The 19505-nt window shown below is 75.6% G+C and carries 14 protein-coding genes; 9 read left to right on the forward strand and 5 right to left on the reverse strand.

Going from position 1 to position 19505, the window contains the following annotated elements; all coding sequences use genetic code 11:
- Positions 1-137 precede the first annotated feature (137 nt).
- Positions 138-881 (forward strand): hypothetical protein, encoded by a 744-nt coding sequence (locus ACZ407_RS24570; RefSeq protein ID WP_468131697.1) that lies wholly within the window; start codon positions 138-140, stop codon positions 879-881.
- Here the strand turns inward: ACZ407_RS24570 and ACZ407_RS24575 are convergent.
- Positions 856-1410 carry a TetR/AcrR family transcriptional regulator gene (locus tag ACZ407_RS24575; RefSeq protein ID WP_468131699.1) on the reverse strand — a complete coding sequence of 185 codons (555 nt, stop codon included), beginning with the start codon at positions 1408-1410 and terminating at the stop codon, positions 856-858. The genes ACZ407_RS24570 and ACZ407_RS24575 overlap by 26 nt on opposite strands.
- A 103-nt stretch (positions 1411-1513) precedes the next feature.
- Between ACZ407_RS24575 and ACZ407_RS24580 the strand changes: the two genes are divergently transcribed.
- Positions 1514-1945: a DoxX family protein gene (locus ACZ407_RS24580; RefSeq protein WP_468131701.1), complete on the forward strand. Its 432-nt coding sequence runs from the start codon at positions 1514-1516 to the stop codon at positions 1943-1945.
- A gap of 48 nt (positions 1946-1993) precedes the next feature.
- Here the strand turns inward: ACZ407_RS24580 and ACZ407_RS24585 are convergent, their stop codons facing one another.
- Entirely contained in the window at positions 1994-2617 is a 624-nt protein-coding gene (locus ACZ407_RS24585) for a helix-turn-helix domain-containing protein (RefSeq protein ID WP_468131703.1), read from the reverse strand.
- A 77-nt stretch (positions 2618-2694) separates the two neighbouring features.
- Here ACZ407_RS24585 and ACZ407_RS24590 point away from each other — a divergent pair, with 77 nt between their 5' ends.
- Positions 2695-3735 carry a class I SAM-dependent methyltransferase gene (locus tag ACZ407_RS24590; protein ID WP_468131705.1) on the forward strand — a complete coding sequence of 347 codons (1041 nt, stop codon included), beginning with the start codon at positions 2695-2697 and terminating at the stop codon, positions 3733-3735.
- A gap of 356 nt (positions 3736-4091) precedes the next feature.
- Positions 4092-7463 (forward strand): DEAD/DEAH box helicase, encoded by a 3372-nt coding sequence (locus ACZ407_RS24595; RefSeq protein WP_468131707.1) that lies wholly within the window; start codon positions 4092-4094, stop codon positions 7461-7463.
- Positions 7464-7524: 61 nt separating this feature from the next.
- Here the strand turns inward: ACZ407_RS24595 and ACZ407_RS24600 are convergent, their stop codons facing one another.
- Positions 7525-8454 carry an NAD(P)-dependent oxidoreductase gene (locus ACZ407_RS24600; RefSeq protein ID WP_468131709.1) on the reverse strand — a complete coding sequence of 310 codons (930 nt, stop codon included), beginning with the start codon at positions 8452-8454 and terminating at the stop codon, positions 7525-7527.
- 53 nt (positions 8455-8507) lie between these two features.
- Here ACZ407_RS24600 and ACZ407_RS24605 point away from each other — a divergent pair, with 53 nt between their 5' ends.
- Positions 8508-8861, forward strand: coding sequence for a winged helix-turn-helix transcriptional regulator (locus ACZ407_RS24605; protein ID WP_468131711.1), 354 nt, complete (start codon positions 8508-8510; stop codon positions 8859-8861).
- Between the two features lie 220 nt (positions 8862-9081).
- On the forward strand, positions 9082-9846 hold the full coding sequence (locus tag ACZ407_RS24610; RefSeq protein ID WP_468131713.1) for an aminoglycoside adenylyltransferase family protein: 765 nt from the start codon (positions 9082-9084) through the stop codon (positions 9844-9846).
- Here ACZ407_RS24610 and ACZ407_RS24615 read toward each other — a convergent pair.
- Positions 9827-10252, reverse strand: a complete 426-nt coding sequence (locus ACZ407_RS24615) for a DUF732 domain-containing protein (RefSeq protein WP_468131715.1) — start codon at positions 10250-10252, stop codon at positions 9827-9829. The genes ACZ407_RS24610 and ACZ407_RS24615 overlap by 20 nt on opposite strands.
- Before the next feature lie 161 nt (positions 10253-10413).
- Here ACZ407_RS24615 and ACZ407_RS24620 point away from each other — a divergent pair, with 161 nt between their 5' ends.
- From ACZ407_RS24620 to ACZ407_RS24630, 3 genes are all read left to right on the forward strand, one after another.
- On the forward strand, positions 10414-11280 hold the full coding sequence (locus ACZ407_RS24620) for an arylamine N-acetyltransferase family protein (protein ID WP_468131717.1): 867 nt from the start codon (positions 10414-10416) through the stop codon (positions 11278-11280).
- Between the two features lie 123 nt (positions 11281-11403).
- Positions 11404-13296 carry an ABC transporter ATP-binding protein gene (locus tag ACZ407_RS24625; protein WP_468131719.1) on the forward strand — a complete coding sequence of 631 codons (1893 nt, stop codon included), beginning with the start codon at positions 11404-11406 and terminating at the stop codon, positions 13294-13296.
- A gap of 210 nt (positions 13297-13506) precedes the next feature.
- Positions 13507-17058 carry a S8 family serine peptidase gene (locus ACZ407_RS24630; RefSeq protein ID WP_468131721.1) on the forward strand — a complete coding sequence of 1184 codons (3552 nt, stop codon included), beginning with the start codon at positions 13507-13509 and terminating at the stop codon, positions 17056-17058.
- Positions 17059-17122: 64 nt separating this feature from the next.
- Here ACZ407_RS24630 and ACZ407_RS24635 read toward each other — a convergent pair whose 3' ends face one another.
- Positions 17123-19324: an FUSC family protein gene (locus ACZ407_RS24635; RefSeq protein ID WP_468131723.1), complete on the reverse strand. Its 2202-nt coding sequence runs from the start codon at positions 19322-19324 to the stop codon at positions 17123-17125.
- Positions 19325-19505 lie beyond the last annotated feature (181 nt).

Raw genomic sequence — 19505 nt, forward strand, 5'->3', positions numbered from 1 at the left:
CGGCAAGCCTCCTGGTTTCCCCTGTTTCCGGGTTCGGCCTGCGATTTTGCGGCATCCCGGGGGCCTTGCGGCAAGCCCCCCGGTGCGCTATATGTTGAGAGTGGCAAGGAGTGGGTTCGCTCCTTGCCTTTCGTGTTGTGAGGAGCAACTCGGAAGAAGCGGGCCGGACGAGCGGCGACGGGGCCTGCGACTGGGAGGTCCGGCTGGGCTGGGCCTTCGGGCTGACGGCCGAGGATCCGGCGGTGCGCGCCGCCGCGCTGGCCCGGCACACCGCGGCGCAGGAGCGGGTGCACGCGGCCCTCGACCGCTTCAACGCCCACTGGTGGCGGACCCGGCCCATCGCGGGCCGGGAGTGGGAGGACCCCGACTTCCTGAAGGCCCATCAGGACCACCGGGAAACCCACCGGCACGTGCTCCCCAACGCGTTGTGGGCGCGTCCGCGCAGCGACCTCCGCGCCTGGCCGGGCCTGCCGTATGCGCTGCTGTTCCTGGAATGGGAGGCGCAGTACCCGGAGGACTGGACCCGGCACGCCAGGAAGTGGGGCTCGAAGGAGGACCTGATCCGGGACCTCGCCGTCCCCGGCCACCGGGAGCCGGTCCGGGAGCGGCTCGTCGGGCTGGTCGACACCGTGGTGCGGCGCCCCTACCGCTGCAAGGACCGGCTGTACGTGCGCGTGGCCCGGGCGGTGGACGGCGCGGACCTGCGCGCCCGGCTGGGGTCGATCGCCGCCTCCGGGGGGCCGTGGGCCCGGCGGCAGGCCGGCTACGTGCTGCACCTGCTGGACCACCCGGGGCTGCCCGGCACCCGGCACACCTGGGAGACCTGGCTCGCCGCCTCCGGCGAGGGCGGGGCGCTCAGCCGCGGAACAGGTTCCCCATGACCTTCCGGGCCGCGGCCGCCGGGTCCTGGCCGGCCAGGTCGGGCAGGGCGCCGTTCACCCACAGGGCGGCGAAGCCGTGGGCGATGGACCAGGCCGCCAGTTTGGCCTCGGGCTCGCCGGTGCGCTCCGGACGGGAGGCCGCGAGGGCGGCGGTCAGGGCGTGGTCGGCGCGGGTGCGGGCGGCGGCCAGGTGCGGGTCGTCCGGGTGGTGCAGGCCCGGCTGGAACATGACCTCGAAGTGCGAGCGGTGCTCGACGGCGAACCGTACGTACGCCACTCCCGCCTCGACCAGGTCCGGACCGGCGGCCCGGACCGCCTCGGCCAGCAACTCGTAACCCTCGGCGGCCAGTTCGGTCAGCAGGCCGGCCTTGTCGCCGAAATGGTGGGCGGGGGCGGCGTGGGACACGCCCGCGCGCCGGGCCAGGTCGCGCAGGCTGAGAGCGGCCGGGCCGTGCTGCGCGACCGCCTCGACCGCCGCGGAGAGCAGGGCGTTCCTCAGATTGCCGTGGTGATAAGGGCGCTGCGTCATGCCCGCACCTTAACTTGTCATTGACAAGTTCGTTCGCATGTCCTTGACTTGACAGTGTCAAGATGTCCTCGGGGCGCAGGCCCCCGGCCTGCTGGAGGCAGTGATGGAGCCCTTGATCGCCCTTGTCGCCGGATTCCTCGGCGCCCGCCTCGCCGGACTCGCCGGCGTGGACGCGCTCGACGGCTGGCACCCGGCGCTGCGGGTCGGACTCGCGGCGATGTTCCTGCTCACCGCCTTCGCGCACTTCTTCCCGAAGCTGCGCGGCACGCTCGTGGCCATGGTGCCGCCGGGCCTGCCCCGCCCGGAACTCCTGGTCACCGCCACCGGCGTACTGGAACTGGCGGGCGCCCTGCTCGTCCTCGTCCCGGCGGCCGCACCCTGGGCGGCCGCCGGACTGATCCTGATGATGCTCGCCATGTTCCCGGCCAACGTCTCCGCCGCCCGCCGCAAGCTCCCCGGCGCCACCCGGCTCGCCCCGCGCACCGCGCTCCAGGTGCTGTTCATCGCCGCCGCGGCCCTGGTCCTGGCCGGCTGACGGGGCGGCGGGGAGGGGGAGGCAGGGGCGGGGAAGGGCGGACGCGGGTTACGGTCCGTCGTCCCCGGCGGGATCCGCACGGGCGGTGGGCTTGGCGCGGACGTGCATGCGCTCCCCCTGGCGGCCGAAGAGGCTGAGGATCTCCGCCGGGCGGCCGTCCGCGCTGCTGAACCAGTGGGGCAGGCGGGTGTCGAACTCCGCCGCCTCGCCGGGCCCGAGGACGAGATCGTGCTCGGCGAGCACGAGGCGCAGCCGCCCGTCGAGCACGTAGAGCCACTCGTACCCCTCGTGGGTCCGCAGGTCCGGCTCGGGGCCGCGGTCCGGGATGACCATCTTGTACGCCTGGAGCGGGCCGGGCCCGCGGGACAGCGGCACGACGGTGCCGCCGTTCGCCATCGGACGGGGGGTGAGGCGCACCCGTGGATCACCCACCTCGGGGGCTCCGACCAGGTCGTCCAGCGGCACCCGGTAGGCGGCGGCGAGCGGGAGCAGCAGCTCCAGGCTGGGACGGCGCTGCCCGGACTCCAGCCGGGACAGGGTGCTCTTGGAGATGCCGGTCTCCTCGGCGAGCACGGCCAGGGTCAGCCCGCGGGCGGTGCGCAGGCGCCGCAACCGGGGGCCGACCGCGTCGAGCACCGACTGGTGGGGGAGGGGTTCGTCCGTGCGGGTCATCGGGCCATTCCACCCCCGCCGTCCCGGAAACGGCAACAGGAATTGCCGCCCGCGGGCCACGGGTGCACGCTCCGGGCATGACGAAGAACCACATGTCCGACGAGGACGGGGACCGGCGCCACGGGGCCGGCCGGGGCTGGGGCCACGAGCAGGGCCGGGGCCACGAGCAGGGGCAGGGCCACGGCGCCGGCCACGGCCACGGCCACGGCCACGGCCACGGCCACGGCCACGGTGACACCGGCATCGACTGGGAGGAGCTCGCGGACCACTTGGAGCGCAACGCGGAGGTCCACCTCCCGCTGCTCCGCCGGACCGCCGGGCACTTGAGGGACCTGCTCGGGCCGGGGCAGGAGGTCCGCCGCGTACTCGACGTCGGCAGCGGCCCCGGAGTGATGGCCTGCGTGCTGGCCGAGACCTTCCCCGCCGCGGAGGTCGTCGCGGTCGACGGGGCGCCCGGACTGCTGGAGCGGACCCTGGCCCGCGCCGAGCGGCTCGGCCTCGGCGGCCGGGTGGCGGTACGGCGGGCCGACCTCGCCGAGGGGCTCGGCGGCGGTGACGGAGCGGCCGGAGCGGTCGGCGACCTCGGTGGCGCGGACCTGGTCTGGAGCAGCAAGGCCGTGCACCACCTCGGGGACCAGCAGGCCGCACTGGGCCTGCTCGCCGGGGCGCTGCGGCCCGGCGGGCTGCTCGCGGTGGCCGAGGCCGGACTGCCGATGCGCTTCCTGCCGCGGGAGATCGGCACCGGCCGGCCCGGCTTCCAGGCGCGGCTGGACGCCGTACAGGAGGACTGGTTCGAGGCCATGCGGGCCGGGCTGCCCGGCAGCACCGCCGTCACCGAGGACTGGCCCGCGATGCTCGCCGCCGCCGGGCTCACCCGCACGGCCGCCTTCACCGCCCTGCTGGACCTGCCGGCCCCGCTGGACGCGGCGGCCCGGGGCTTCCTCCTCGCGCACCTGACCCGGCTGAGCGAGAAGGCGGGCGACGGCATGGAGGAGGGGGACCGCAAGACGCTCGGCATCCTGACCGACCCGCAGTCCCCGCAGGGCATCCTGCACCGGCCCGACGCCTTCCTCCTCTCCGCCTCCACCGTCTTCACCGGCTTCCGCCCGGCCGGCTGACCGCCTCCTGGCGGCAGGTCGGAAAAAACCTCCGCCCGAGGCCGTGACCCCGAGGGTGGCGAATCGTTCTTTCTGGTGTCGCATCCGATGCACACACCACCCGCGTCCCCTGCGGCGTGCGCGACACAGGGCTCCGGGACGGTCATCCGTCCCGGAGCCCCGCCGTTTCCCGATCGGGCACCCCGGCCCGCCGGACGGCCACCCCGCCCGTGCACGTCCTGTCCCCCGCACGGGCGGGGCCGGGGCGTACCGGCCCGGAGCGGCCCCCCGGCCCGCGTAAGGTGCTGGGTACCGATCATGGGTAGGGATCGGACCGGGTGGTGCCGGTCACGGGCGGCGGGGAGCAGGGGAGTCGTATGGGGGGAGAGCGCGGGCGCCGGGCCGGGGTGGTGCGGTACTGGCGGGCGACGGAACTCTTCAGCCCGCAGAAGATCCCCGCGACCGCCCCCCGGGAGCGGGTGTTCGGCGCCGAGCCGGGCCGGCCGCTGCCCTGGCAGGACGGGCACCCCCTGCGCGCCGTCCCCCCGGCCGAGGACCACGTCTGGCAGCACGTCGTCTACGGCGGGGTGTACGCACTCGCGGCGGTGCGCGAGGCCCTCGTCCGCGGATACGGAGGCAGCCTGGAGGACCACGACGGCCGGACGGACGGCGAGAGCGCCCTGTTCGCCCTGACCCTCGCCGACGACGGCACCCTGTTAGGGCCCGCCCCGGTGTTCTCCGCCTGCGCCTGGGCCACCGGGCGCCTGCTCTCGCCCGCCCCCGCGGGCGGCGCAGGCCGGCTCGAAGGCTTCGAGGCGGAGAGCGAAAGGCTGCGCGCCCGGGCCCTCGAACTCCTCTGCGGGAGCCGGTACGAGGAGGCGGCGGACGGCGCCCCGGCGCAGGAGCCGGTCCGCCCCGGACCCGGATTCGCGGACCTCGCGGAGCTGGCCGGGCAGATCGCGGAGGCCTGGGGCATCGCGGAGGCGCTCGCACCCGCGGGGATCCGGGTGCGGAGCGTGGCCGTACGGGCCGGGCGGCAGGCCCCGGCCGACCCGCAGGACCTGCTCAACAGCCCCCTCGCGACCGACCTCGCCCGGGTGGCCGGCGAGCTGGCCCGCCACGACCCCGGCCCCGCACTCGCCGCCTACCTCACCCCGGGGGCCGCGCTCGACACGGGCTCCCGCATCGACCTGCGCGCACATCCGCGGACCGTCCTCGACGGGGTGGCCCCCGGCCGCACCCCGCCCGGGCGGTGGCCGGCGCCGTCCGACCGGCCCCTCGACCTGAGCCGCCAGTTCGCCGTGAACACCGTCCAGGAGGCCGCGGCCCCGGGGCCCGGCGCGCTCCTGGCCGTCCACGCCCCGCCCGGCACCGGCCGGGCCGGGGTGCTGCGCGACTGCGTCGCCGCCGCCGTCGTCGAGCGGGCCCGCCGGCTGTCCGGGCTGCGGCTGCCCTCCCAGGCGTTCGCGGACCGGCCGCCGTACGTCTGGCAGCACGGCGAGCACACCCGCACCGTCACCGCCCTGCGCCCCGAGTTCACCGGCTTCGAAACGGTGGTGGCCGCCGAGGACGGGAGGGCCGTGGACGAGACCGCCCGCGGGCTCCTCGCCCGCGCCGCCCTCGGCGAGGAATGGCGCGCGGACGCCGACTACTTCGCCGAGCAGGCCACCCGACTGATGGCGGGCACCCCGGCCTGGGGCGCCCTCGCCGCCCGCCTCGGCGGCGCGCGCGAGGGCACCGGGTTCGTCCACCGCTTCTGGCACGGCCGCCACCGCCGTACGGACGCGGGCGCGCCCACCGTCCCGGCCCAGGCCGGCGCCGGCCGCCGCGGGCCACTCGACCGCGATCGGCCGCGGGACACCTGGCTGGAGAGCGGCAACGGGCTCGCCCACGTCCTGCGCGACTGGCGGGACGCCTCCCAGAGCGGGGTGTGGAGCGAGGCCCGGCAGCGCTTCCAGGCGGCATGGGACGAGGTCGAAGGGCTGCGCGCACACCGCATCGCCGCGGCCGAGGCCCTCGCCGCACGCGCGGGCGCCGAGCAGTCCGTACGCGCGGCCCGGAGCGCGGCGGCCGCCGCCGCGGGCCGGCTGGAGCGGGCCCGGGAGCAACTGGCCGCGGCAGAAGCAGCGCTGCCGCCCGCACAGCGGGCACTGGAGGACACCGAGGAGGAGCACCGGACCCACCTGGCGGGGCGCCCCGGGTTCACGGTCAGCGTGTTCACCAGGGGCCGGGCCGCCCGCGACTGGCACGACGCCGAGGCCGAACTGATGGACCGGGTCGCCGCCGCCCGGGCGGCGTGCGAAGGCGTGCGGCGGCAGATCGACCGGGCCGGGCAGGCGGTCTGCGAGGCGCAGGCGGAGCTCGGCGGGGCGGAAGGGGCACTGGCGGACGCGCGTGCGTACGCTGCCGGTCTGGACGCGTGCGTGAGCGCGGCCCGCGCGCGCTGGGGCCCTCACGTGCCCGAGGGGCCGGGGTCCCCGGACGGGGGCCGGACCGGGGACGCGGCCGGTACGGTCCCGGCCGGGACGGGCGAGGCCGGGACGGACCCGGCCGCGCGGGAGCGGTCGGCGCCCTGGGCGGACCCGGAGCTGACGCGGGCCCGCAGCCGGCTCTTCCTCGCCGCGCTCGACCTGCACCAGGCCTTCGTCCGCTGCACCGCCCACACCATGTACCAGAACCTCCTGGGTGCGATGGACGCGGTGGCCGGGGCGGTGCCCGCCGGCGTGCCCGAGGCCCACCTCCGGGCGGCCTGGCAGGCCCTGTTCCTCGTGGTGCCGGTGGTCTCGGTCCCCTTCGGCGACCTGGAGCGGGTGTTCGGCGGGCTCGGCGCCGAGGCCCTCGGCACGCTCTTCGCCGACGAGGCCGGGCGGGCCGCCCCCCAGCTCGCGGTGGGCGGCATCTGGCGGGCCCGGCGCACGGTGGCGATGGGCGACCCGATGCAGCTGGAACCCGCGCCGCTGCTGCCGTGGAGCGCCCGGCGCGCCCTGTGCGAGGAGTTCGGCGCGGCGGAGGAATGGATGCCGGGCCGCACTTCGGTGCAGCGGCTCGCCGACCGCTCCGCCCGCCACGGCACCCTGCTCCGGGACGGATCTCCGGGCGGACTTCCGGGCGGATCTCCGGGCGGATCTCCGGGCGGATCTCCGGACCGCGGCGGGGAGACGTGGGTCGGGATGCCGCTGCGCGTGCACCGCCGGTGCGGGGAACCGATGTTCGGCATCGTCAACCGCATCGCCTACGGCGGCCTGATGGTGCGGGACACCGCGGACCGCGACCCGTACCCCGGCCCGCCGGAGAGCGGCTGGGTGGACGTGGTGTCCGGCCAGGCGGACGGCCTCTGGGTGCCCGAGGAGGGCCGGGCGCTGCGCCGGCTGCTGGAGCGGCTGCGGGACGAGGGCGGGGTGGACCCGGCCCGGGACGTGCTCGTCCTCAGCCCGTTCCGGCCCGTCGCCGAGGGTGCACGGCTGCACTGCCGCGACCTCGTGCCGGTGGAGCGGGTGGCCACGGTGCACGCCGCGCAGAGCGCGGAGGCGGACGTGGTGGTCCTCGTCCTCGGCACGGATCCGTGCTCCCCCGGCCCCCGCGCCTGGGCAGCGGCCCGCCCGCGCCTCCTGAACGTGGCGGTGAGCCGGGCGCGGCGCCGCCTGTTCGTCATCGGCAACCGGGAATGCTGGCGGGACCACCCCTTCTTCGCGGACCTGGCGGCCGCCCTGCCCGTCCACACCGCGCAGTTGCAGCACCGGCGCGGCTGAGGGAGCGGGCCGGCCCCCGTCTCCGCCCCGGGGCCGGGGGAGGAGACGGGGGCCGGCCGGCTCAACGGCGCCCCAGCACCTCCGCCACCCGGATGAAGCCGTCCTCGCCGTGCCCCAGCCCGATCGTGCGGCGGGCCATCCCCTCGGCGGCCCGCATGACGCCCGCGTCGATGCCGTGGTCCTCGGACGCGTGGATGATGTGCGCCATGGACGAGGCGCCCGAGGTGAGCGGATTGCCCTCGCCGGAGAAGGTGCCCCGATCCGCCTCCTGCGCGGTCTCGGCGAAGAGCGGCGGCAGGATCGCGGCGATGCCCTGGGCGAACGGGGCCAGTTCCGCAGCCGTGATGCCCTCCGCCCCGGCCACGGCCACGGCGTGCGCCCACCCGGCCATCGAGGTCCAGAACACGTCCAGCAGGGCGATGTCGTAGGCCGCCGCCCGGCCGATGTCCTCGCCGAGGTGCGTGTGCGTCCCCGGCAGGGCGTCCAGCACGGACCGGCTCTCCTCGTACAGGTCCCGGGGGCCGCTGTAGATGAAGACCGAGGCGGGGGTGCCCATGGTGGTGGTCGGGGTCATGATCGCGCCGTCCAGGTAGCGGACCCCTTGCCGCTCCGCCCATGCGGCGGTGTCCCGGGCCCGGCCGGGGGTGTCGGCGCTCAGGTTGACCACCGTCCGCCCCTTGAGCGCGTCGGTGACCTCCGTGCTCCGCAGCACCGCGTCGGAGGCGTCGTAGTTCACCACGCAGACGACGGTCAACGGGCTTGCGGAAACCGCCTCTTCGGGGGTGGCGGCGCTGAGCGCACCCCGCTCGGCGAGCTCCCGGTCGCGGCCGGGGGTCCGGTTCCAGACCGTGGTGCGCAGTCCCGCGCCCAGGAAGACGCCCGCCAGGGCCCGGCCCATCGGCCCGAGGCCGAGGACGGTGACATCGGAGGCCTGGACCCCGGTCCGGACATCGGAGCGGCCCGTGGAGTCCGTTCCCTTGTGTGTTGGCATGATTGGTCCAACTCCCTTACGCACATGAGTGATCAACGAGAAAAAGGACGAGGATGACGCGCAGCCGGGCCCACGATCCGAACGTCTGCGGAGTGACCGCCGCGATCGCCGTGATCGACGGCAAATGGAAGACGTCCCTGCTGTGGCTGCTGGAATCCGGCCCGCACCGGCCCGCGGAGCTGCGCCGGCTGCTGCCGGGGCTCAGCGAGAAGGTGCTGACTCAGGCCCTGCGCGAGATGGAGGAGGACGGGCTCGTGCACCGGGAGGTGCACGACGTGTTGCCCCTGAAGACCGTGTACTCGCTCACGGACTTCGGCCGCGACCTCTCCGAGGCGCTGGGTCCCCTCTCGGACTGGGGCCACCGCCGCCTGGAGCAGCTGGCGGAGCGGGCGGCACCGGCTTCCTGATCCACCGTCACCACCCCTTCCGCCAGGCCCCCGACCGCCGCCCGGCCGTGCCCCACCAGATTCCCCCGGCAGCCCCGGCCTGCCAAGTACGCACAAAAAGGTGGGTATGCGGGGCGGCCGCCGCGGCACGGCCCGCGCCGGGCGGGGCGGGACCCGACGCGGCCGCCGGCCCGGCCGGAACCCGGTTGCCCCGCCGCCCGCGATGCCCGACAGTGGCGCGGTGAACGGGATACGCGACATCGTGGGGCTGGTCGGCGACGTGCTGGGCCCCGACGCACTGGGCACCTGCCTGCACGGGTCCGCCGTGCTCGGCGGGCTGAGGCCGGCGAGCGACCTCGACCTCCTCGTCGTCTCCGGCCGGTCCCTGGGCGACGGGCAGCGGCGGGCCCTCCTCGCCGGTCTCCTCGGGATCTCGGGCTCCGCACGCGGCGGCCGGCCCGTGGAACTCGCCGTCGTCGTACGGTCCGCGGTCCGCCCCTGGCGGTACCCGCCGACCGCGGACTTCCTCTACGGGGAGTGGCTGCGGCAGCAGTACGAGGACGGCCTCGTCCCGCAGCCGGAGCCCGCACCGGACCTGGCCGTCCTGCTGACGACCGCGCTGTCCCACGGCAAGGTGCTGGCAGGCCGGCCCCCGGCCGCACTGCTGGACCCCGTACCGCACGGCGACCTCGTACGGGCGACCCTGGCGGGGGTCCCCGGCCTTCTGGAGGACCTGGAGGGGGACACCCGCAACGTCCTGCTCACGCTCGCCCGGATCTGGTGCACCCTGGCCACCGGCGGGATCAGGCCGAAGGACGCCGCTGCCGCGTGGGCCCTCGACCGGCTCCCGCCGGAACACCGCCCGGTGCTCGGCCACGCCCGGCGCCTGTACCTCGGATCCACCTATGCGGAGGAGGAGTGGAGCCCCGCGCTGCGGGCCCGGGTGCGCCCGCACGCGGACCGGGTGCTCGCCGAGATCGGCCGGCTCAGGCCGTCGGGCAGATGAAGGTGCGGACCGCGCCGTTGACCGCGATGGCCTCGGCCTCGGTCACCTCGTGCTCGGACGTGCTGAAGCGCTGCCGGGCCTTGCCCTGCGGGTCGTCGCCCGACAGGACCGTGCACTGGTGGCGTCCGTTGTCCAGCGCCCGGTCCGCGTCGGCCGCGAGTGAGGGGTGGATGGCCTTGAGCGCGTCGAGGTAGCGCTGCCGGTCGTCCCCGGTGGGGGCGTCGGGCAGGTTGGAGTCGTCGTGGGTCGCACCGGCCCCGGGAGCGGTGCTTCCCGAGGGGGCCCGGCCGGCCGGGCGGGTGGTCTGGCGATCGGGCTCGTCCGCCGTCGAGTCGTTCGAACAGCCGGCGAGACCGAGGAGCACAAGGGTGGCGGCGGCCGCGGCTGCCGCACGTCGCGTGTTCATGGCGACATGCTCCCAGGCCCGCCCCGCGGCGGGCAGCCGGAAAACCCGACCCCCTGCGGGCCCTTTCGGCCACATGCCCGCCGCCGGGCGCTGCCGGATCAGTTCCGGACCCGTCGCTTAGGGTGGGGAAACCGGCACAACTCACAGTGAGGAACACGGTCATGGGCATGGGCAACGGGGGCGGAGCAGTGCGGCAGGGGGCCGGCTGGCACGGGGAGGAGCTGGACCTGGACGCCTACCTCGGGCGCCTCGGGTACACCGGCGAGCGGACGCCCACGCTCGCCGTCCTCCGGGCACTGCACCGGGCGCACGTGGTGTCGATCCCCTTCGAGAACATCGCCGCGGTGCTGGGACTCCCCGTGCCGCTCGACGTGGAGTCCGTACAGGCGAAGCTGGTCGGGAGCGCGCGCGGCGGCTACTGCTTCGAGCACGTGACGCTGTTCGCGGCCGCGCTGGAGCGCCTGGGCTTCCGCTTCACCGCGATGAGCGGACGGGTCACCATGGGCGCCGCCAAGATCCTGCCCGCCACCCACGCCCTGCTGGCCGTCCACCCCGAGGACGACGACCGCACCTGGCTGTGCGACGTCGGCTTCGGCGCCGGGCCCCTCGGGCCGATCGAGCTGGCCGACGGGGCCACCGCCGCGTACGAGGGCTGGCAGTACCGGCTGGAACGGCAGCCGGGGGAGCACGGCTTCGACGAGTGGTGGACCTACCAGTCGGCGCCCGCGGGGTGGGTGCACCGGCACGTGTTCACGCGCAACCCGCAGTACCCCATCGACTACGTGGTCGGCAGCCACTTCGTGGCCTCCCACCCCCGCTCGCCCTTCGTCAAGCGGCTGTTCGCCCAGCACTTCGCCGTGGACCGCCACCAGCAGATCGACGGGCTCACCTGGACCGTGACCCGCCCCGACGGCACCCGCACGGAGAGCCGGATCGAACCCTCCGACCTGCGCGCCGTCCTGTCCAAGGAGTTCGGCATCGACGTGGACGAGGAAGTGGCGGCCCGGCTGGCCGCAGCGGCGGGCTGACCCGGCCGGTCCGGGGGTGGGCCGGGTCCTCCCCGGGGGCCGGTCCGGCCGGCCCCCGGCGGCGGGCCGGACCGCCGCCCGCCCCTTGACCTCAAGCAAGGTCGAGGTCCTAGCGTCACGGTCATGGACATGGAAGTCACGGCCTGGACCTCGCTCCACAGCGCCGTCAACGCACAGGCGGACCGCCGGCCGTTCTCCGCCGCCACCCTCCGCCGCATCGCGGCCTTCGCCCGCCCGCACCGCCGCGGGCTGCTCGCGTTCCTCCTCGTGAGCGTGGTCACCGCGCTGCTGGCCGTGGCCACGCCGGTGCTGGCCGCCCGGGTGGTGGACGCCATCGTCGACGGCCGCGACAGCGACACCGTCGTACGGCTGGCCCTGCTGATCGCCGTGGTCGCCGTCGCCGAGGCCGGGCTCGGGCTGGTCACCCGCAAACTCTCCGCCACCCTCGGCGAGAACCTCATCCTCGACCTGCGCACCGCCGTCTTCGACCACGTGCAGCGGATGCCCGTCGCCTTCTTCACCCGCACCCGCACCGGAGCCCTCGTCAGCCGGCTCAACAACGACGTCATCGGCGCCCAGCGGGCGTTCAGCAACACGATCTCCGGCGTCGTCGCCAACGCGGTGACCCTCGTCCTGACCCTCACCGTGATGCTCGGCATCTCCTGGCAGATCACCCTGCTCGCCCTCGTCCTCCTGCCCGTCTTCGTGCTCCCGGCCCGGCGCATGGGCGCCCGCATGGCCCGCATGCAGCGCGAGGCCGCCCAGCTGAACGCGGCCATGGGCACGCAGATGACCGAGCGGTTCTCCGCCCCCGGCGCCACTCTCGTCAAGCTCTTCGGCCGCCCGGCCGAGGAGTCCGCGGAGTTCGCCGCCCGTGCGGCCCGGGTCCGCGACATCGGGATCCGCACGGCCATGGCCCAGTCCGTGTTCATCACCGCCCTCACCCTCGTGTCCGCCCTGGCCCTCGCACTCGTCTACGGACTCGGCGGCCACTACGCCCTGCGCGGCACCCTCGACGCGGGCTCCGTGGTCGCCCTCGCGCTCCTGCTGACCCGGCTGTACGCGCCCCTCACCTCGCTCGCCGGGGCGCGCGTCGAGGTCATGAGCGCCGTGGTCAGCTTCGAGCGGGTCTTCGAGATCCTCGACCTCCGCCCGCTGATCGCCGAGCGTCCGCAGGCCCGCCGGGTCCCGCCCGGCCCGGTCTCCGTGGAGTTCGACCGGGTCTCCTTCGGCTACCCGGCGCCCGACAAGGTGTCCCTGGCATCCCTGGAGGAGGTCGCGACCCTCGACGCCCGCGGGGGGACCCCGGTGCTGCACGAGGTCTCGTTCCGCGCCGAACCCGGCCGGATGATCGCCCTCGTCGGCTCCTCCGGCGCCGGCAAGTCCACCATCGCCCAGCTCCTGCCCCGGCTGTACGACGCCGACGCCGGAGCGGTCCGCCTCGGCGGCATCGACGTACGCGACCTCACCGCCGACTCGATCCGCGAGACCCTCGGCATGGTCACCCAGGACGGACACCTCTTCCACGAGTCGGTCCGCGCCAACCTCCTGCTGGCCCGCCCGGACGCCACCGAGGAGGAGCTCCGGGAAGCCCTGCGGCGAGCCCGGCTCGACACCCTCGTCGACTCCCTCCCGGACGGCCTGGACACCGTCGTCGGCGAGCGCGGCTACCGGCTCTCGGGCGGGGAGCGGCAGCGGCTGACCATCGCCCGCCTCCTGCTGGCCCGCCAGCGCGTGGTGATCCTCGACGAGGCCACCGCACACCTCGACGCCACCTCCGAGGCCGCGGTCCAGGAGGCGCTGGCCGAGGCGCTGGACGGCCGCACCGCGGTCGTGATCGCCCACCGCCTCTCGACGGTGCTCGCCGCCGACCAGATCCTCGTCGTGGAGGAAGGGCGCATCGTGGAACGCGGCACCCACGCCGAGCTCCTGGCCGCCGGCGGCCGCTACGAGGAGCTGTACCGCACCCAGTTCGAGAAGGCGGCGGCGGACCGGTCGCCGGTCTCCGGCAGCTGACGGCCGGAACCCGCCGGTGCGCTGCCGCCCCCCCCGCCTGCCGGTGCCGGAAGGCGCTCTTGTGAGGGCCGCACGGGCTGATCCACCATGACGCGTGCTCACAGGTGCCCCACAGCATCACCACAGGGCACCCGCACGCCCGGACACCCCTTGCCCGGACACCCCTTGCACCACGCCTGTCCTTCCTGCGCACCAGCACGAGGAGACCACGTGGCACGACGCAGCACCCCGTTACGCACGGCCCTGGCCGCCCTGACCGGCGCCGCCCTCTTACCCCTGGGCGCCGGGGCCGCAGCCGCCGCCCCCGAGCCCCCGCCCCCGCCCACCGCGGCCGAGCAGAAGATCGAGCCCGCCCTGCGGGCCCGGCTCGACGAAGACGGCAAGACCGCCTTCTGGGTCTACCTCGACAGCGCAGCCGACCTCACCTCCGCCGGCCGTCAGCACAGCCGGGCCGGGAAGGCCGAAGCCGTCCTCAAGGCGAAGCAGGACCACGCCGGGCGCACCCAGGCCGGCCTGCTCAAGGCGCTCGACGGCGCGCGGGCCGACTACACCTCGTACTGGATCGTCAACGCGGTGCGCGTCGTCGGCAGCGGCAAACTCGCCGACACCCTCGCCAAGCGCCCCGAGGTCGCCACGATCGAGGCCGACGAGAAGGCGACCCTCCCCAAGCCGCTGGACGGCCGGCGGGAGGCCGCCGCGGACGCCGTCGAGTGGAACATCGACCGCATCAACGCCCCCGAGGTGTGGGAGCAGTTCGGGGTCCGCGGGGAAGGCATCACCGTCGCGAACATCGACAGCGGCGTCGACTACACCCACCCCGCCGTCGCCGCCCAGTACCGCGGCCGGGCCGCCGACGGCACGTACGACCACAACTACAACTGGTTCGACCCGGCCGGGGTGTGCGCGGGCGCGGCCCCCTGCGACAACAACGACCACGGCACCCACACCATGGGCACGATGGTCGGTGACGACGGCGGTGCCAACAAGATCGGTGTCGCACCCGGGGCCAAGTGGATCGCCGCCAAGGGCTGTGAGACCAACACCTGCTCCGAGGCCTCCCTGCTGGCCGCCGGGCAGTGGATCATCGCCCCCACCGACCTCGCCGGCCGCAACCCGCGGCCCGACCTCGCCCCGCACGTCGTGAACAACTCCTGGGGCAGCTCGGTCCACGACGACTGGTACCAGCAGGTCGTGGACGCCTGGCGGGCCGCCGGCATCTTCCCGGCGTTCTCCAACGGCAACTCCGGCCCCGGCTGCGCCACCAGCGGCTCCCCGGGCGACTACGCCGGCTCCTACAGCTCCGGCGCCTTCGACGTCAACAACGCCATCGCCTCGTTCTCCTCCCGCGGCGCCGGTCCCAACGGCTCCGTCAAACCGAACCTCGCCGCACCCGGGGTCAACGTGCGCTCCTCGGTGCCCGGCAACGCCTACGAGTCCTTCTCGGGCACCTCGATGGCCTCTCCGCACACCGCCGCCACCGTGGCCCTGCTGTGGTCCGCCGCCCCCGCCCTCGAAGGGGACGTGGCGCAGACCGAGGCCCTGCTCGACGGCACCGCCGTGGACACCGACAGCACCGCCTGCGGGGGCAGCGCCGCCGACAACAACGTGTTCGGCGAGGGCCGCCTCGACGCCCTCGCGGCCGTGACCGCCGCCCCGCGCGGCGCGACCGGCTCCCTCGCGGGCACCGTCCGCTCCGGCGGGAACCCGGTGGCCGGGGCGAAGGTCACCGCCGACGGCCCCATCGACCGCACGACCACCACGGCCGCGGACGGCAGCTACTCCTTCCCCGCCCTCTCGGTCGGCCCATACGCCCTGACCGCGGGCAAGTTCGGCTACGGGACGGAGACCGCCGACGCCACCGTCACCGAAGGCGCCACCGCCACCGGGGACTTCACCCTGACCCAGGCCCCCTCCGCCACCGTCACCGGCACCGTCGCCACCGGATCCGGACCGGCCGCCGGCGCGGCTGTCACCGTCGCCGACACCCCCGTCACCGCCACCGCCGACGCCCAGGGCCGCTTCCAGGTGACCCTGCCGCACGGCTCGTACGAGATCCGCGCCGGCCACTCCTCCCGCTGCGTCACCGCGGGCAGCACCCGCGTCACCGTGGCCGCCGACACCACCGTGGCCGTGAACCTGCCCGACCGCACCGACGCGTACGGCTACGCCTGCGCCGCGGGGGACCGGCCCTACCAGGCCGGCGAGCAGCAGCTCGCGCTCACCGGGGACAACACCACCGAGCGCGTCCCGCTGCCCTTCCCGGTCCCGCTGTACGGCAGCACCTACCCGGTTGCCTGGGTCGGCACCAACGGCACCGTGAGCTTCGGCGGAGCGCACACCGGCGACATCAACAGCGACATCCCGTCCGCGGCCACGCCCAACGCCGTCCTGTACCCGCTGTGGGACGACCTCGTGGTCGGCGCCGCCGGCACCGGCTCCGGAGTCTTCACCTCGGTCACCGGCACCGCGCCGCACCGCTCCTTCGTCATCGAGTGGCGGCAGGTCGCCCACTGGTCCGCCCAGGCCGACAAGTTCTCCTTCTCCGCCGCCATCGGCGAGGACGGCCGGATCACCTACCACTACAAGAACACCACCGGCACCGGCCTCAAGGCGGGCTCCAGCGCCACGATCGGCGTGGAGAACGCCAGCGGCACCGACGCCTTCCGCTACTCCTTCAACACCCCGGTGCTCTCCGACGGCCTGTCCCTGTCGTTCCGCACCACCCGCAGCGGGGTCGTCACCGGCCGGGTCCTCGACGCCAACGACGGCAACGGGGTGGCCGGCGCCACCGTCACCGTGGGCACCGGAAGCACCGCCGTGACCGCGACCACCGGCACGGACGGCGCGTACGCGGTCCAGAGCCCGGCCGGGTCCCTCCCGGTCTCCGTGACCGCGAACGCCTACCAGAGCGAGCAGGCAACGGTGCAGATCGATGCCGATGCGGTCACCGGCGTCACCCGCTCCCTGAAGACCGGCAAGGTCACCGCGTCCCGCCCGGCCCTGGAGGTCGTCGCTCCGCCCGAGCAGAAGCGGACCCGCTCGCTGGAGCTGGCCAACGCCGGATACGGGACCGCGTACACGGTCGCCGAGGACGCGGACTGGCTGGCCGTCACCCCCGCCGCCGGCGACCTGCCCACCGGCGCCAGGACCTCGCTGGCACTCGCCGTGGACACCGCAGGGCTGCGGCCCGGCACGGTGCTGACCACCGATCTGAAGATCACCTCGGCCAGCGGCCGGTCCCCGGTCCTGACCGTTCCCGTCAAGGTGGTCGTGCCGCGCTACCAGGCGGCCGTCGACACCGGCGCGGACTACCCCGCGACCGACGCCCTGGGCGACACCTGGTCCCCGGACCGCAAGTACGCCCCCGGGTCCTACGGCTACCAGGGCGCCTCGTCCGCCAAGGCCACGGGCGCCGTCATCAAGGGCACCGAGGAGCAGAAGCTGTACCGCAACGCCCGCGAGGGCATGTACGAGTACCGCTTCGACAACGTGCCCAACGGCACCTACACGGTGGAGCTCGGCTTCGCCGAACTCTCGGCCACCCGGCCCAACAAGCGCGTCTTCGACGTCCTCGCCGAAGGCGTCCAGGTCCTGCCCGCCCTCGACATCTCCCTGGAGGCCGGCACGTACACCGCCCTGGCCCGCACGTACACGGTCACCGTCACGGACGGCACGCTCAACGTCCGCTTCGTGGCCCGTTCCGGCTACGGCAAACCCCTGGTGAACCTGCTGCGCGTCACCGAACGCCCCGACCGCGGCTGACCCACGGCCGCGGCCGGCCGGACGCACCCGGTCCCCGGCTCCCGGCGGTCCGGCGGCACCCGCCTCAGGGCGCGCGTGCCGCCGGACCGCCGGCACCGGCCGGTGCGGCACCCGCGATCCGCTCCAGGTCGGTCAGCAGCCCGTCCAGCCAGGTCACGGCCACGTAGTAGACGCGCGGCGCCCCCTCCGGCTCGGCGCCGAAGGTGTCGAACGCCGGATCGCGCAGCCGGACCGGGGTCTCCGGGGTATCGCCGCCCGGGTCGAGGACCGCCGACACCAGCAGCATCCGCCCGGCCACCCGGTCCCCGAGCCGCATCAGCTCCGCGGCCGCCACCCCCTCCAGCGGCGCCGCGAACTCCGGCGCGCGCGGGATCAGCAGCCGGTCCGACCCCCACAGCGTGTGGTGCCCGGCGAGCAGCACGGCCTGCCAGTCCGGCTCCGGCCGCCGCACCGATCCCTCACCCGCGCGCTCCGCCGGCCCCGCCCGCTCCGCCGGCCCTGCCCGCTCCGCCGGTTCGCCCTGGAACTGCGCGTACGCCGATTCCGCGAGGGTGAGCACGTGCTGGAGGGACCGGTGCCCCGGCGCCGCCGTGCGCGGCTGCCGGGGGCCGCCCGCGACCACCGAAGCCGTCGTCGCCACCACGATCTCCGCCGTGTGCCGCATCAGCACCGCCGCCGAACGGCGCAGCTCGTCACCGCCCCCGCGCGGCCAGGCCAGCAGCCCGAACACCGCGCCGACCGCGCTGCCCAGCAGCACGTCCAGCACCCGGAACTCCGCCAGCTGCCAGGTGGCGGGCGCCAGCTGCGCGAACACCAGGGCCACCACCAGTGTGAACATGCCCTGCGCCCAGCCGACCCCCTTCACCGGTCCCAGCGTGAAGGCGGTCAGCATGAGGAACGGCAGCACGGCCGCGTACACCGCGATGTCCGTGCCCACGAGGTACAGCACCACCGCCGTCAGCAGCGCACCCGCCAGCGTGCCCGCCAGGGCGAGGCGGACCGTGGCCCGGGTCTCGGCCGCCGTGGTCCGCGTCAGCGTCAGCGTGGCCAGCAGCATCCAGAACCCGTGCGGCAGCGTGTCCAGGCCCGCGACCAGCCGGGCCGCCGCCAGTGCCAGGCTGATGCGCGCCGCGTTCTGGAAGAACACCGAGCGCTGCCCCACGTTGCCCGCCAGCCGGTGCCACCACAGCTGCGGGGTGGACATCCGCGCGTACCAGAACCGCCCCGGGGCCGCCTCCGCCGCCCCGGCCCGCCCCCGTACGGCGATGCCCACCGCCACCGACATGGCCAGGGCCGCATCCGCGATCGCCACCACGGCCGCGTGGCGCCGGAGCACCGCCGGAGCCGCGTCCCCCGCCGGTCCCGAGGCGAGGGCGGCCCGGGCCGCGGCGAGCGCCGTGCGCGCGGCCCGCGCGGGCTCCCGGCCGGGCGCGGCCCCGCGCAGCCGGGCCGCGGCCTCCGCCGCCACCGGGCCCAGCGCGCGCATGGCTCGGGCGGCCGGGTCCGGAGGGCCGCCGTCCGGGACGGGCCGGTCCGCCGGCGGCAGCAGCACGAGCCGGCTCAGCAGCGTGCGCGCGGCCAGTCCGGCATGCGCCAGGGCCCGCTCCCGGACCCCGGGCCCGGCGGGCCGGTCCGCCTCCGGCACGTTCAGCGGACGCAGGGCGGCCACCGCCTCCTGCACCGGCTGCGGGCCGGCCCCGGCGCACGGCTGCCGGTCCGGATCGCGTACGCAGTCCCCGACGCGGTCCAGGGCGCGCGCCACCCGTTCCCGGTACGGCAGCGGCGGCGGATCCGGGAGCAGCAGCGCCTCGGCGAGCACCAGCAGCACCAGCCCCGCGGTGGTGCCCGCCAGCCGCTCCCCGAGCGAACCGGGGTCGTAGGGCGGGAAGGAGGGCAGGATGTAGAGCAGTTGGAGACCCGGCGCGGCGCCCGCCGGGCGCGGCCCGCACACGGCGAGGAAGGCCAGGGCGAAGCCGATGACCAGCATCCCGGCCACCGCGCTCCACGTGCGCACCGACAGGAAGGTGCCCGCGGTGACCAGGACCCAGCACAGCGGGAGGGCCTTGAGGACCACGGCGGCCCGCTGCCGGCCGGTGCCGGGGATCCGGGAGAGCCCGGCCAGGGCCACGGCGGCGAACAGGGCGTACGTGGCGGCCACGGTCAGGCCGAGACCGTAGCGGAACGCGTAGAACCCGGCGCCCGCGGCCACGGTGACCCGCACCGCCCGGCGGCCCGGGCCGCGGTACGCCTCGGGAATCCTGACCACCCCACCAGCATCACGCCGCCGCCGGGGGAGGGCGCGCCGACGCCGGAGTGCGGCCCGGCGTGCCGGGGGCCCGGGGGGGGGGGGTGGTCCGCCGCTTCCCGAGGCCCAGGGGCGATTCAGGGGGGGTTTGGATTATTTGAGGGGGTGGGGGGTACCCCTTTGTCTACAGGGGGGAAACAGC

It is taken from the genome of Streptomyces sp. NPDC030809, from assembly GCF_055572195.1.